General features: G+C 61.8%; 11 protein-coding genes and 1 riboswitch. Of the genes, 3 read left to right on the forward strand and 8 right to left on the reverse strand.

Going from position 1 to position 12,775, the window contains the following annotated elements:
• Positions 1-32 precede the first annotated feature (32 nt).
• Both EJ066_RS09460 and EJ066_RS09465 read right to left on the reverse strand, forming a co-directional pair.
• Positions 33-1,133 (reverse strand): hybrid-cluster NAD(P)-dependent oxidoreductase, encoded by a 1,101-nt coding sequence (locus tag EJ066_RS09460; RefSeq protein WP_126037042.1) that lies wholly within the window; start codon positions 1,131-1,133, stop codon positions 33-35.
• Positions 1,134-1,156: 23 nt separating this feature from the next.
• Complete coding sequence (locus EJ066_RS09465; RefSeq protein WP_126037044.1) at positions 1,157-2,404, reverse strand: aromatic ring-hydroxylating dioxygenase subunit alpha; 1,248 nt, start codon at positions 2,402-2,404, stop codon at positions 1,157-1,159.
• A 216-nt stretch (positions 2,405-2,620) separates the two neighbouring features.
• Positions 2,621-2,823, reverse strand: a riboswitch (cobalamin riboswitch).
• A gap of 520 nt (positions 2,824-3,343) precedes the next feature.
• Between EJ066_RS09465 and EJ066_RS09475 the strand changes: the two genes are divergently transcribed.
• Both EJ066_RS09475 and EJ066_RS09480 read left to right on the forward strand, forming a co-directional pair.
• Positions 3,344-3,568 (forward strand): DUF680 domain-containing protein, encoded by a 225-nt coding sequence (locus EJ066_RS09475; protein ID WP_126037046.1) that lies wholly within the window; start codon positions 3,344-3,346, stop codon positions 3,566-3,568.
• A gap of 146 nt (positions 3,569-3,714) precedes the next feature.
• On the forward strand, positions 3,715-3,933 hold the full coding sequence (locus tag EJ066_RS09480) for a DUF680 domain-containing protein (RefSeq protein WP_126037048.1): 219 nt from the start codon (positions 3,715-3,717) through the stop codon (positions 3,931-3,933).
• Positions 3,934-4,028: 95 nt separating this feature from the next.
• On the opposite strand, the gene ugpC is transcribed toward EJ066_RS09480, so the two are convergent.
• The 5 genes from ugpC to EJ066_RS09505 all read right to left on the reverse strand — a co-directional run bounded on the left by ugpC (position 4,029) and on the right by EJ066_RS09505 (position 10,598).
• Positions 4,029-5,141, reverse strand: coding sequence for a sn-glycerol-3-phosphate ABC transporter ATP-binding protein UgpC (gene ugpC, locus EJ066_RS09485; RefSeq protein ID WP_126037050.1), 1,113 nt, complete (start codon positions 5,139-5,141; stop codon positions 4,029-4,031).
• A 24-nt stretch (positions 5,142-5,165) separates the two neighbouring features.
• The gene (locus tag EJ066_RS09490) at positions 5,166-6,830 is read right to left on the reverse strand and encodes an alpha-glucosidase (RefSeq protein ID WP_126037052.1); all 1,665 of its coding nucleotides are present in this window, start codon (positions 6,828-6,830) and stop codon (positions 5,166-5,168) included.
• A gap of 4 nt (positions 6,831-6,834) precedes the next feature.
• Complete coding sequence (locus EJ066_RS09495; protein WP_126037054.1) at positions 6,835-7,989, reverse strand: carbohydrate ABC transporter permease; 1,155 nt, start codon at positions 7,987-7,989, stop codon at positions 6,835-6,837.
• 1 nt (position 7,990) lies between these two features.
• Complete coding sequence (locus tag EJ066_RS09500) at positions 7,991-9,004, reverse strand: sugar ABC transporter permease (RefSeq protein ID WP_126037056.1); 1,014 nt, start codon at positions 9,002-9,004, stop codon at positions 7,991-7,993.
• A gap of 238 nt (positions 9,005-9,242) precedes the next feature.
• A complete protein-coding gene (locus EJ066_RS09505; protein WP_126037058.1) occupies positions 9,243-10,598 on the reverse strand; it encodes an ABC transporter substrate-binding protein in 1,356 nt (451 codons plus the stop codon).
• Positions 10,599-10,961: 363 nt separating this feature from the next.
• On the opposite strand from EJ066_RS09505, the gene EJ066_RS09510 reads away from it, so the two are divergent.
• The gene (locus tag EJ066_RS09510) at positions 10,962-12,008 is read left to right on the forward strand and encodes a substrate-binding domain-containing protein (protein WP_126037060.1); all 1,047 of its coding nucleotides are present in this window, start codon (positions 10,962-10,964) and stop codon (positions 12,006-12,008) included.
• Here EJ066_RS09510 and EJ066_RS09515 read toward each other — a convergent pair.
• Positions 11,996-12,673: an RNA methyltransferase gene (locus tag EJ066_RS09515; protein ID WP_126037062.1), complete on the reverse strand. Its 678-nt coding sequence runs from the start codon at positions 12,671-12,673 to the stop codon at positions 11,996-11,998. The genes EJ066_RS09510 and EJ066_RS09515 overlap by 13 nt on opposite strands.
• Positions 12,674-12,775 lie beyond the last annotated feature (102 nt).

Below are 12,775 nucleotides of genomic sequence, written 5' to 3' on the forward strand. Positions count from 1 at the left end.
TAAGCGGGTGTGCTGCCGTTCAGCCTGTCGTCTCAGGCCTCGATTTCCAGCGCCGTCAGCGGCTTCGAGCAGCAGGCGAGGATGAAGCCGTCATCGATCTCGTGATCGAGGATGCCGCCATTGTGGCTCATTTCGACGTCGCCCGAGACCTTTTTCACCTTGCAGGTTCCGCACAGGCCGAACTCGCAGGCCGCGGGGATTCTTACGCTCGAAGCGCGCGCCGTCTGCAGCACGGTCTGGCCGGCAAGGCATTCGGCATCGACATCCGAAAGCGAGAATCGGATCGGCGTTGCGGCTTCGCCAGGGATATCGACCCCACCTTCTGCCGGCGAGGCAAACGGGGCCGGTATTTCCTCCACCGCCGGTGCCGCAAAGCTTTCCTGATGATAGCTGGCCATGTCGAAGCCGGCGGCCTCCAGCATCTGCCGCACGGCGCGCATGAACGGATCAGGGCCGCAGCAGAAGACTTCGCGCTCGCGAAAATCGGGCGCCAGCAGCGGCAGCCGGATTGCGTCTATCCGGCCCATATGGCCGAACCAGCCCTCGCGGCTGGAGCGCTCCTCGATCATGAAGCCGAGCGTCAGACCCGGCATGCGGCTGCCGAGCAATTCGAGCTCCTTGCGGAAGATGATCTCCTCGGGCTTTCGCGCGCAGTTGACGAAGCCGACATCGGTCCAAGGCGCGCAGTCGTTCAGCCAGCGCAGCATCGACATCATCGGCGTCACGCCGGAGCCGGCCGAGACGAACAGATACTTGGCCGCGGGATGGCTGTGCAGCGAAAAGTCGCCCGTCGGCCCATAGGCTTTCACGTGAATGCCGGGTTTCAGATTATCGAACATCCAGCGTGTGCCGATGCTGCCGGCCTGCGCTTTCACCGTCACCGCAATGGAGAACGGCCGCGACGGCGAGGACGACAGCGTATAGGTCCGCAGCAGCGGCCCTTCGCTGGTCGGCAGTTCCAGCGTCACGAACTGCCCGGGTTTATAGCGGAACCAGGTCTGGTTGTCGGAGCGGAAGGTGAAGGTCTTCACGTCAGGCGCCTCGTCGCTGACGCCGATCACTTCCAGCACCTGGAGCCTGTCGTTCCAGGGCGTCATCTCGTCGAGATGGCGGTAGAGCCCGAGGTCCGTCATCGCATTCATTCCCTTGAGCTTTTTCAGGCGACGCTGCGCAACGCCGGCCGGCCGTCCTCGGCAAGGCGCGGTCCGATGAAGGAGGCGTACCATTCGACGAACTGGATGACGCCGCCCTCATGCAGCTCCGAATAGGGGCCGGGCTCATAGGCCGGCGACAGGATGCCGAAGGCGTTTTCCTCGACGATGCGGCGGTCCTGGTCGTTGGTCTCGGTCCAGACATGGGTGAGTTCGGCGAGGTCGTAGTCGATGCCTTCGACCGCGTCCTTGTGGACAAGCCATTTGGTGGTGACGGCCGTTTCGGTGGCGCTGATCGGCAGCACGCGGAAGGTGACCGCGTGATCGCCGAGGATGTGGTTCCAGGTCGTCGGATAGTGGTAGAGCAGCAGCGAGCCGATGCGGTCGGTCGAAACGCTGTCGGAAAGGTTCTTCTTTACCGCGCGCCGTCCCGTCATCGTATAGCTGACGGCGTCGCGCAGCAGCGGCGCGCGGGTGGCGCGATACTGCCCGGCCGGATCGATGCGGAACCTGCTCGGCAAGCCCGCCGCCTCGCATTTGGCCCAATGCGCGAGCATTTCCGGGTCGCTGTCGGCGCCCTGCACGCCGGTCACGGTCGGTGCTTCCGGGAATGTCTTGCACAGTTCCGGATGGTTGCCGGCGCAATGGTAGCACTCGCGGTTGTTCTCCCAGACGAGCTTCCAGTTGCCCTTCTCGACGATGGTCGATTCGAAGGCGACCTTTGCCTCGCGCAGCCGGTGCGGCAGGAGGTAAGGCTCGATCATGGCGCGCATCGGCGCGAAATCCGCGGGCTCCTTGGCCAGGCAGATGAAGATGTAGCCACTGATGCTTTCGCAGGCGACCGGCTTCAGGCCGAACTGGCTCTTGTCGAAACCATCCGCCATCTGCCTTGCGAACAAAAGCCGGCCGTCCAGCTCGTAGGTCCACTGGTGATAGGGACAGACGAGCTTCGCCGCCGTGCCCTTGTCGGCGTTGCAGACGCGGCTGCCGCGATGCCGGCAGGAATTGTGGAAGGCGTTGATCTGGCCGTGCTGGTCGCGGACCAGCACGACCGGATAGTCGCCGATCTGGGCGGTGATGTAGCTGCCCGGCTTCGGGAACTCGCAATCGTGGCCGATGAACAGCCAGTCGCGATACCAGATCAGCTCCATGTCGAGCTTGAAGAAATCGGCATCGGTGTAGAAGGGCTGTTCCAGCGAATAGCCTTCCCTGCGGCCGTGCAAGAGCCTCAGCATGTCGTTGCGCGCATCCATGTCCTGTCCTCATACTCGTCGCATCGGCCCGAAAATCGGAATCGATTTTCGGAAAGCACGATGCGCAGATTCAAAGTCTTGGAGCGTACTTTGTGCGTCCAAGTGGACGCACGTCGCTCCAAGGACTGAACTGGTGGTGATGGAGGAAGGATCGGCTGCACGCCGGCGATACGGCCGGGCATGCACTACCCGCCTCTTGACCGCCCACCGCGATCAGTCGAGTCTCGAATCTCGGGCTGGTTTCCGGGCTCTGGAGTGTCCTTACGGACGGCCGCGACACCTTCCCAGGCTTGTGGCCCAGTGGTCTCCCGTTGCGACTTGAACTCCACCACCGTTGCGGGGGCAGCGCCGGGTTCTGACCGGCTTCCCAATTCTCCGCCTGGTCGTCACCAAGCGGCACCTGAGATGGCATGATCTAATCATGGCGGCCGGCTGACTGTCGGCATGAAAGCGACATCGTATCCATGCGGCGCGACACGGCCGCGAATCCTGCGGGCTGGAATTTGAGGGAGGTGAAATTGCGACCCGGCTGGGAGCGCCGTTGGCTGCAAGGCATGCCGGATTGGGCCGTTGTTGGAGCCCGAAATGGTCAACGATTCGTTAGCGGGCTTCAAAATGCTTTTTAAGCGGTTTCTAAAATCGAACCGAACGGTTCGTTTCTGTTGACACTGCGTGCAGGACAGTGTGAACGCAAGTTCGCCGATCCGTCAAATGGCCGGATGGCGCGATTCAGCTAACCAATTGATAATATAGCATAAAATTGTGGTTGTAGGAGCCTCTGGCGCAATTTCAAGATGCAGATTCTTGGTCCACGCGGAACAACTTCGTGATTGGAATCTGCCGAATGGCCTTCCCACATCGGGGCTGTCCGAACGACGCGAATTCCTCCCAAGACACGCCGCTGGACGGACGGGAAACTAAGATACTGGAGTAGTTAAAATGAAAAAGATCGCTCTTGCTGCCGTCGCCGTTCTGGCCATCACCGGCAGCGCCTTTGCTGAAGGCAGTGACCATTATGGGTCTGACGGCGCCAACCAGCCGGCCGTTGCGGTCGACAGCTCGTACACGGCTGCGGTTCGGAATTCGGCCCCGGCGCAGAATCCGGTTCCGGCCGACGAGAAGCCTGCCCACGGCAGCGACCGTAACCTCTTCGGCAACAACTAACAGCCGATTCCGGACCATGATCCCGAACTGAAGGTCAGCGAAGCAAAAAGTGGAAACCGGTTTTCGGAAAAGATCATGGTCAACAACAGAGAGCGGCGGCATTTGCCCGCTGCGCTGGTGGAATACGAAAATCCAGGAGTACTGAAATGAAAAAGATTGTTCTTGCCACCGCCGCCATTCTGGCCATCTCCGGCAGCGCTTTTGCCGGTAGCGACAACTATGGATCGAATGGCGCCAACCAGCCGGCCGCCGCGGTCGACAGCTCGTACACGGCTTCGATCCAGAATTCGGCCCCGGCGCAGAATCCGGTTCCGGCTGACGAGAAGCCGGTCCACGGCAGCGACCGCGACCTGTTCGGCCGCTAACAGCGACCTGAACGCACAAGAGCGGCGGGCTTTGCCCGCCGCTCTTGTTTTTGCCTTCGCCAAACCGCTTATGTCAGGCAGTTCGGCTGCCGGTCTCAAGCAGCCTTTGCTTCCGCCTGGTGGAGTGTGAAGGAATGTCCGTCGGCGTCGAAAATATGCAGGTCGCCGGCATCGGCACTCAACCGCAGCGCAGCACCCCGCTTGACCTCGACATTGCCTGGCAGCTTGGTCACCAGCGGCAGGTCGGCACGGCCGATGTCGACATAGACGAGCTGGACCTCGCCGAGCTGCTCGACATAGTCCACCGTTCCCTCGAATAGATAATCCGCGCCGGTGGCGATCATCAGATCCTCCGGCCGGACACCAAAGCTCACCGAAGCACCCTTCGCCGATGCCGGGGTGGCGATCGGCACCGTCGCCTTGCGTCCGCCGACATGGCTGACGACCGTCGGGTTGCCTGGTTTGTCGATCGTCGCCGGCAGGATGTTCATGGCCGGCGAGCCGATGAACTGGGCGACGAACAGATTGCCGGGTTTCTTGTAGAGCTCCATCGGCGTGCCGACCTGCTCGATATGGCCTTCCTTGAGCACGACGATGCGGTCGGCCAGCGTCATCGCCTCGACCTGGTCGTGGGTGACGTAGATCATCGTCGTGGCAGGCATCGACTCCTTGAGCTTGGCGATCTCGATGCGGGTGGCGACGCGCAGCGCCGCGTCGAGGTTCGACAGCGGTTCGTCGAACAGGAATACCTTCGGGTTGCGCACGATGGCGCGGCCGATGGCGACACGCTGGCGCTGGCCGCCCGACATCGCCTTGGGCAAGCGGTCGAGATATTTGGTCAGCTGCAGGATCTCCGCCGCCTGGCGCACGCGCTTGTCGATCTCGGCCTTGCTCTCCTTGCCGATCTTCATCGAGAACGCCATGTTGTCGTAGACGGTCATGTGCGGATAGAGCGCATAGGACTGGAACACCATGGCGATGCCACGCTTCGACGGCGGCACGTCGTTCACCACTTCGCCGGCGATCTTGAGCTCCCCGGAAGTGATTTCCTCAAGCCCGGCTATGGAGCGCAGCAAGGTCGACTTGCCACAGCCCGAAGGGCCGACGAAGACGATGAACTCGCCCGACTTTATGTCGAGGTCGATGCCGTGGAGAATGTTGAGATTGCCGTATGATTTCTTCACTTGCCTTAGCGTGACATCGGCCATGATTCCCTCCAGTGAATTGCAAATTCAGTCGATACGCCCGAACCAGGCGCCGTAGCCGCCGAGGCGGATGGAGCCGGCGCCAGTCTGTCCCGAAAACCCGTGCCCCGGCAAGGGCTGCAGCGAGCGTCCGCCGAGATCGATTTCGGCCGGTCGGCCGCCGAGGTTGAAGACGCAGACGATCTGCTCGTTGCCCTCGCGGCGCGTGAAGGCGACTGTATCGCCCTCGCTTTCGATGAAGTCGATATCGCCCTTGGCCAGCGCCGGATGCAAACGGCGGAAGGCGAGAAAGCGCCGGTAGTGTTCAAGCAGCGAGGCATCGTCGCCCTGCTGCATATCGACCGCTTGCGAAAGGTGCTTGGCGGGCACGGGCAGCCATGGCTTTGCCTTGGAGAAGCCGCCATTCATGGCGGCGCCATCCCAGACCATCGGCGTGCGGCAGCCGTCGCGGCCCTTGAATTCCGGCCAGAAGCGGATGCCGTAGGGGTCCTGCAGGTCCTCGAACTGCAACTCGGCTTCGCCGAGCCCGAGTTCCTCGCCCTGATAGATGCAGACGGAGCCGCGCAGCGACATCAGCAGCGCCGAGATCACCTTGAGATAAGCGGTCGGGTCGGCCTCGCCGGCTGCCCAGCGCGAGGCAGGGCGCATCACGTCATGGTTGGAGAAGGCCCAGCACGACCAGCCGTCGCTGGCGACCTTGCCGAACGCCTCCAGCACCGAACGCACCTTTGCCGCGCTGATCTTTTCAGGCGCCAGGAAGTCGAACGAGTAGCACATATGCACGCGCTTGCTGCCGGCGGTATAGGCCGCCACCACCTCCAGCCCGCGCTGTGAATCGCCGACTTCGCCGACCGCGGCCGTCGCCGGATATTCGTCGAGCAGGGCGCGGAAGCGTTCGAGGAAGCCGAGGTTTTCGGGGCGGCTCTTGTCGTAGAGATGGTCCTGGTAGTTGTAAGGGTTGACGGAAGGAGCGGTCTGGTCGTTGCGCTCTTCGGGCGGCAGCGGCGGATTGTCCTCCAGGCCCTGGCTGTGGAAGTAGAAGTTGATGGTGTCGAGACGGAAGCCGTCGACGCCGCGTTCCAGCCAGTAGCGGGTGACGTCGAGCAGCGCGTCCTGGACCGCGCGGCTGTGGAAGTTGAGATCGGGCTGCTCGGCCAGGAAATTATGCAGGTAATATTGCTGGCGGCTGGTGTCCCACTGCCAGGCCGAGCCGCCGAAGATCGACAGCCAGTTGTTGGGCGGCGTGCCGTCGGGCTTTGCGTCTGCCCAGACATACCAGTCCGCCTTGGGATTGGTGCGGTTCGAGCGGCTTTCCTTGAACCACGGATGGCTGTCGGCGGTATGCGACAGCACCTCGTCGATCATCACCTTGAGCCCTAGCCTGTGCGCCTCGGCGGTCAGCGCATCGAAATCGGCCAGTGTGCCGAACATCGGATCGACGTCGCAAAAGTCCGATACGTCGTAGCCGAAATCCTTCATCGGCGACTTGAAGAACGGCGAGATCCAGATGGCGTCGACGCCGAGCGCCGCGACGTAGGGCAGCCTGCCGATGATGCCCTTGAGGTCGCCGACGCCGTCGCCGTTCGAGTCCTGGTAGCTGCGCGGATAGATCTGGTAGATCACGGCGCCTCGCCACCAGTCGCTGTCGACGGCGAGGTCGGGTTTTGCGGTCGCTTTCACGGCGGATTGCATGATCTCAACCTCCCTTCACCGAACCGGCGAGCAGCCCGCGGACGAAATAGCGCTGTAGCGAGAAGAACACGATCAGCGGCACGACAATGGTGATGAAGGCCGACGTCGTCAGGATCTCCCAGTCGCCGCCGCGCGAGCCGAGCAACGCGTTGAGCTTGGCGGTCAGCACGATCTGATCCCCCTCGGTACCGAGGAAGACCATCGCGACCAAAAGGTCGTTCCACACCCAGAGGAACTGGAAGATGGCGAAGGAGGCCAGCACCGGAAACGACAAAGGCAGCACGATCTTGACGAAGATCTCGAAATCGCTGGCGCCGTCGATGCGCGCCGATTCCATGATTTCGCGCGGCAGGCCGGCAATGTAGCTTCTCAGGAGATAGATGGCGAAGGGCAGGCCGAAGCCGGTATGCGCCAGCCAGATGCCGAGATAGGTTTTCGATGGCACGCCGAAGAAGCTGCCGACGCCGTTGTAGAGCTTCAGCAGCGGGATCAGCGACATCTGCAGCGGCACGACCAGGAGGCCGATGATGACCGCGATGAGCAGCGCCCGGCCGGGGAAGCGCATCCAGGCCAGTGCATAGGCCGCGAACGCCGCGATCAGGATCGGGATGACGGTCGCCGGAATGGTGACGGTCAGCGAATTCATGAAGGAGCGGCCGATGCCTTCCGAAAACAGCACCGTATCGTAATTGTCGGTGGTGAATTTCGGCGGCGCCGACGAGGCGTAGTAGACGCGCTGGCCGCGCTTGCCCTCGAAGGCCTTCGGTGAGGCCATGACGAAACTGCCGTCGGCGTTGAGCTGCAAGGTCTCGCCGTCGCCGAGATCGGCTGTCGTGCCGGCTGGATATTGCGTCGGCGCCGCCGACTTGACGCCGAAGGCGCTGATGTCGCGGGCTGGATCGTCGCCGAAGATGTTGCCTTCGAGGACGAACTTGCCGTCCTTCTCGACTTGCTCCGAGGCGGGTGGCAGCCGGCCCGCTTCCGTCTGGGTGGAACTGGCGAACGAGTTCCACCAGCCCGAGGCGATGATCTGATCCTTGTCGCGCAGCGACGAGACGAGAATGCCGAGCGTCGGCACGGTCCAGATCGCGACGAAGATGAAGACCGCTATATGGACGCCGAAACGGCTGGCAAAGGACTTTCCGGTCGACACGGCCATCTCAATGTCCTCCCGTCTCTTTGTTGGCCTGGCGGATGTTCCAGACCATGATCGGAATGACCGCGATCATGATGATGATGGCTATGGTGGCGCCGCGGCCGAAATCGCCGCCGCCGCGGAACATCCAGTCGAACATCAGATTGGCCAGAACCTGGCTGTTCCATTGGCCGTTGGTCATTGTCAGCACGATGTCGAAAACCTTCAGCACCAGGATGGTGATGGTGGTCCACACGACGGCGATCGTGCCCCAGATCTGCGGCACCATGATCTTCCAGAATATCTGGAACGGATTGGCGCCGTCGATGACAGCCGCTTCCAGCGTCTCTTCGGGAATTCCCCGCAAGGCCGACGACAGGATGACCATGGCAAAGCCGGTCTGGATCCAGATCAGGATGATCATCAGGAAGAAATTGTTCCAGAACGGCAATGATATCCAGACCTGCGGCTGGCCGCCGAAATACTGGATGATGGCGTTGAGCAGGCCGATCTGCGTCTGGCCTTCGCCGCGATATTCGTAGATGAATTTCCAGATGACGCTGGCGCCGACGAAGGAGATGGCGAGCGGCAGGAAGATCAGGCTCTTGGCGATGGTTCCCCACCAGATCTTGTCGGTGAGCACGGCGATGATCAGCCCGAGGAAGGTGCAGGCGGCGGGTACGACCGCCAGCCAGATGATGTTGTTGAGGATGGAGCTGCGGAACTCGCGGTCGCCGAACGCCCATTCATAGTTGGCGAAGCCGACGAAATCGGCGCCGCCGCGATCGAGGAACGACAGCCTGAGCGTCTCCACGACAGGGTAGATCAGGTAGATGGTGAGGATGATCATGGCTGGGCCGACGAATAGCCACGGCCGGATCAGCCCCTGCCGGCGCAGATTGTCGATGGCTGCTGCACCCTTGACGCCGCGCGACGGGAAGATGACGTCCACCAATCTGTTGGCGCCCCAGAAATAGGCGACACAGCCGCCGACGCCGGCGATGATGACGAATATGGCCGAGAAAATCTGAGCCGCCACGGGTCCCTCCCTCTGCGCATGATCCGCCAGTCGAGAATGGCTTTGGCGACGGGATCATGTGCCGATTCAGTTGTTTGGAGCGCGACCGGATGCAAGGCAGGGCTCCACTCTTGCTGGTCGCGCGTCATGCCGGAATGTGCTCATAAAAATCGCTGCGGCGCGGGCCGCCGGTCGGATCCGGGCCATTGAGGCCCGGATCCATTTGGGATCGGTAATCCGAATATTCAGCCGGGGCCGCCTACTTGATCGCGTCCCAGCTCTTCTGGATGTCGGTGGCGACGTCCTGGGCGGACTTGCCGCCGACGAGATCGATCATGCCGGTCCAGAAGGCGCCGGCGCCGATCTTGCCCGGCATCAGGTCGGACCCGTCGAAGCGGAAGGTCGAGGCCTCGGCGAGGATTGCGCCCTGCTTCTTCAGCGCCTCGCTGGCATAAGCGTCGTTGTTGACCGACTTCAGCGGCGTCACGAACCCGCCCTGGGCCATCCAGATCTCATGGGCGAGCGGCATCTTCAGGAACTCGATGAACGCGCGCGCGGCCTTGGAGTCCTTGGTGATCATGGCAAGCGTGCCGGCGCCGAGCACCGGGGTGCCGAGGTCGGCCTTGGAGGCGTAGGGCGGGTAATAGAAGAAGTCGACGTCCTGGCCGACCTCGGTGCCTTCCGGGAAGAAGGTCGGGATGAACGACGCCTGATGATGCAGATAGCATTTCGGCGGCACCGAGAAGAGGCCTTTCGGGCTATCGCGGAAGTCGGTCGCCGCAACCGCCTTGGCGCCGCCCTCGACCATCTTGTCATCGGTCGCGATCTTGCCGAAAATGTCGATGGCGTTGACCACCGCGGGATCGTTGAACGGAATCTCGTCCTTCACCCACTTGTCGTAGGTTTCGGGCGTTTGGGTGCGCAGCATGATGTCCTCGACCCAGTCGGTCGCCGGCCAGCCGGTGGCGCCGCCCGAACCGAGCCCGATGCACCATGGCGTGCCGCCGTCGGCGATGATCTTCTTTTCGAGCTCGGCGAGCTCTTCCTGCGTCTTCGGCACCTCGTAGTCGGCTTCCTCGAAATTGTCGGGCGAGTACCAGACCAGCGATTTCACGTCGGCCTTGTAGGGGAAGGCGAAGAAGCCCGGCTTGCCGTCCTTGTCGTTGAAGGTGCCGAGATCGACCCATGACTGGCCGGCGCCGTAATTGTCCTTGATCCAGTTGGCGGTATCGTCGCCGAGCGGCGTCAGCAGGCCCTTGGACGCCAGGTCCTGGATCAGGCCCGGCTGCGGCAGCACGGCGATGTTGGGCGGGCTGCCGGCCTGCGTGTCGATGACGATCTGCTGTTCGTAATTTTCCGACGAGGAGTATTTGATCTGGGCGCCGGTGGCCTCCGAGAAATAGTCGAGAACGGTGCGGATGAGGCCCTCGTCCTCGCCGCGCCATGGCCCGAAGATCGACAGCGTCTCGCCCTTGAGGTCGACCTTCTTGAGCTCTTCGTAGTTCGCCCAGTTGAAGCGGGGGTCCTCACCCGGCTTGAACTTCAGTTCGGCTTGCGCCGGCGCGCCCAGGGCGAGCGTGACAAACGCGGCGCCCAGCAAAAGCATTTTCTTCATCGGTATTCCTCCCAGTGGTCACAAACACCCGGACGAAACCTCCATTCCGTCCGCCGACGCTGCAGGACTGTGACTCAGTCGGAAAGGAACCGCAACCTTTCGAAGAGTCTTCCAAAGCGCTTTGGCTTTCCTGATCTCGCCATTGAATCGATCAGGAGTCAAGGGGGCTGCGCGCTAATCGATTTAATTTTTGCGATATGGAAGCAAATAAAGTGCACTGCAACATGCTTTTTTGGCGGTGCAGCAGCAAATTTTACTTCAAACTGGTCAGAAACGGTGCTTATGGTCCTTGCATTCGGCAGCGCTGCCCGCAGCGGCTGGGCGGTCCATGGTTAAAAGCGCTTTGAGGCTTGGAGGCCTCCTGTGAACCTCAAACAGCTCTCCCACATGCTGGCGCTTTCGCAGACAACGGTAAGCCGCGCGCTGAACGGCTACCCCGAAGTCAACGAGGAAACGCGCCGGCGGGTGATCGACGCCGCCAAGCGCCACGGCTACCGCCCCAACCCGAGCGCGCGTCGGCTGGCGACCGGAAAGACCGGGATGATCGGCTATGTCCTGCCGACCGGGACGGCCGTCGACATCGATCCGCATTTCGTCGAATTCCTGTCCGGTCTCGGCGACTACGCCCGTTCGCACGAACTCGACCTGGTGCTGTCGCCGGCCGATGCCGACGACCAGGAGACGACCTACCGGCGTATCGTCGCCAACCGGCAGGTCGACGCTGTCTACATCTCCTCGCCAAGGCCCGCCGACCGGCGGGTGGCGCTGGTCAACACGCTCGGCATCCCGTTCATCGTCCACGGCCGCAGCGAAGGCCTCGATTTCGATTACCCCTTCACCGACATCGACAATGAGGGCGCCTTCCATGAGGCGGCACGGCTGCTCATCCAGCTAGGTCACCGGCGGCTGGCGCTGATCAACGGCGACAACCGCGAGACCTTCGCCATTCACCGCGAGCGTGGCGTGCGCCGGGCGCTGGCGGCGAGCGGTCTGGTGCTTGGCCAAGACCATGTCTGTTCCCTCGCCATGACCGAGGAGAACGGCTACCGCGCCGCCAGACGGTTGCTCGAGCGCAGCGATGCGCCGACCGCGATCGCCTGCTCTAGCCTGATCATGGCGCTCGGCGTCGTGCGCGCGGTGCGCGATCTCGGCCTGACCATTCCCGGCGACCTGTCGCTGATCGCCCATGACGACGTCTTCCCCTGGCTGAAGCCGGAGAATTTCTCCGTGCCGTTGTCGACGACGCGTTCGTCGATCCGTTCGGCCGGCGCGCGCGTCGCCGAACGGCTGGCGGCGCGGATTTCCGGATTGGAGGCGGGCGCCCGCGGCGAGGTCTGGCCGGTCGACCTGGTGGTCAGGGGATCGGTCGCCGGCGCGCCGACATATGGGGTCAAAACTCAATCAGGCTGAGCAAGCGAGTTCGACTCTAAACTCGGCCTTTGGGGGAGAACGGTTGGTAACGGGGTGGAGCGCTCCCCCTTTCGGTCGCGCCGCCTGTACTTGCTCTGATATTCGCGCCTCTGTTTTGTGACTTCATACAAAACGATCCCTGAACTTGTTCCGAGGTTAAGGCTTTCGATCATACCAAACATCGGAATGCAGACGCACATCTCGCTTCTTTCGATAGCCAGATCGCTGATGCCAATCGCTTCACTGCCGAACCACACCGCAAGTTTGGCGTGAGCCGTATAGTCGCCTTCATGAAGAAAAATGCTGGCCTTGCCTTTCACATGCGGCGACGTAACGATCGACTTGAATCCTTTTCTTTCGAGATGGTCGAAGCACTCACTGGTGCTGTCGAATCGCTTTATGAACGTCCATTTCACTGCGGAGACAGAGGTCTTTGAAACCGATTTCCGATCGCGCAAATCCTGCCAATCGTCAGGCAGGGATCGGCGAGGGTCGACCACATAGACCTTCTCGACACCCAAGGCATTCACGTTTCGGATTACCGTTCCAATATTCTTCACATCAGTCGGATTCTCCAAGACGGCAATCAGATGTTTGCAGCGAAACGGCTTAATTTCATCGGCACGCTTGCGGACCGATTTCTTCGATTCAGTTTTTTCTTCCATGGCCACCTCGAACGCTTCCCTCGCAGTGAGTGCCTATTTTGTTAGTCTAATGCAATCTGGATATGCTAGATGCGGAACGAGCACCTTCGTCCGCTTTCCACC

This window comes from Mesorhizobium sp. M9A.F.Ca.ET.002.03.1.2 (genome assembly GCF_003952365.1).
Taxonomy (GTDB): domain Bacteria; phylum Pseudomonadota; class Alphaproteobacteria; order Rhizobiales; family Rhizobiaceae; genus Mesorhizobium.

What these genes read in the sequence shown, in the direction of transcription:
- EJ066_RS09460 (WP_126037042.1), bottom strand. Translation starts at nt 1,133, where the DNA reads ATGACGGACCTCGGGCTCTACCGCCATCTCGACGAGATGACGCCCTGG.
- EJ066_RS09465 (WP_126037044.1), bottom strand. Translation starts at nt 2,404, where the DNA reads ATGGATGCGCGCAACGACATGCTGAGGCTCTTGCACGGCCGCAGGGAA.
- EJ066_RS09475 (WP_126037046.1), top strand. Translation starts at nt 3,344, where the DNA reads ATGAAAAAGATCGCTCTTGCTGCCGTCGCCGTTCTGGCCATCACCGGC.
- EJ066_RS09480 (WP_126037048.1), top strand. Translation starts at nt 3,715, where the DNA reads ATGAAAAAGATTGTTCTTGCCACCGCCGCCATTCTGGCCATCTCCGGC.
- ugpC (WP_126037050.1), bottom strand. Translation starts at nt 5,141, where the DNA reads ATGGCCGATGTCACGCTAAGGCAAGTGAAGAAATCATACGGCAATCTC.
- EJ066_RS09490 (WP_126037052.1), bottom strand. Translation starts at nt 6,830, where the DNA reads ATGCAATCCGCCGTGAAAGCGACCGCAAAACCCGACCTCGCCGTCGAC.
- EJ066_RS09495 (WP_126037054.1), bottom strand. Translation starts at nt 7,989, where the DNA reads ATGGCCGTGTCGACCGGAAAGTCCTTTGCCAGCCGTTTCGGCGTCCAT.
- EJ066_RS09505 (WP_126037058.1), bottom strand. Translation starts at nt 10,598, where the DNA reads ATGAAGAAAATGCTTTTGCTGGGCGCCGCGTTTGTCACGCTCGCCCTG.
- EJ066_RS09515 (WP_126037062.1), bottom strand. Translation starts at nt 12,673, where the DNA reads ATGGAAGAAAAAACTGAATCGAAGAAATCGGTCCGCAAGCGTGCCGAT.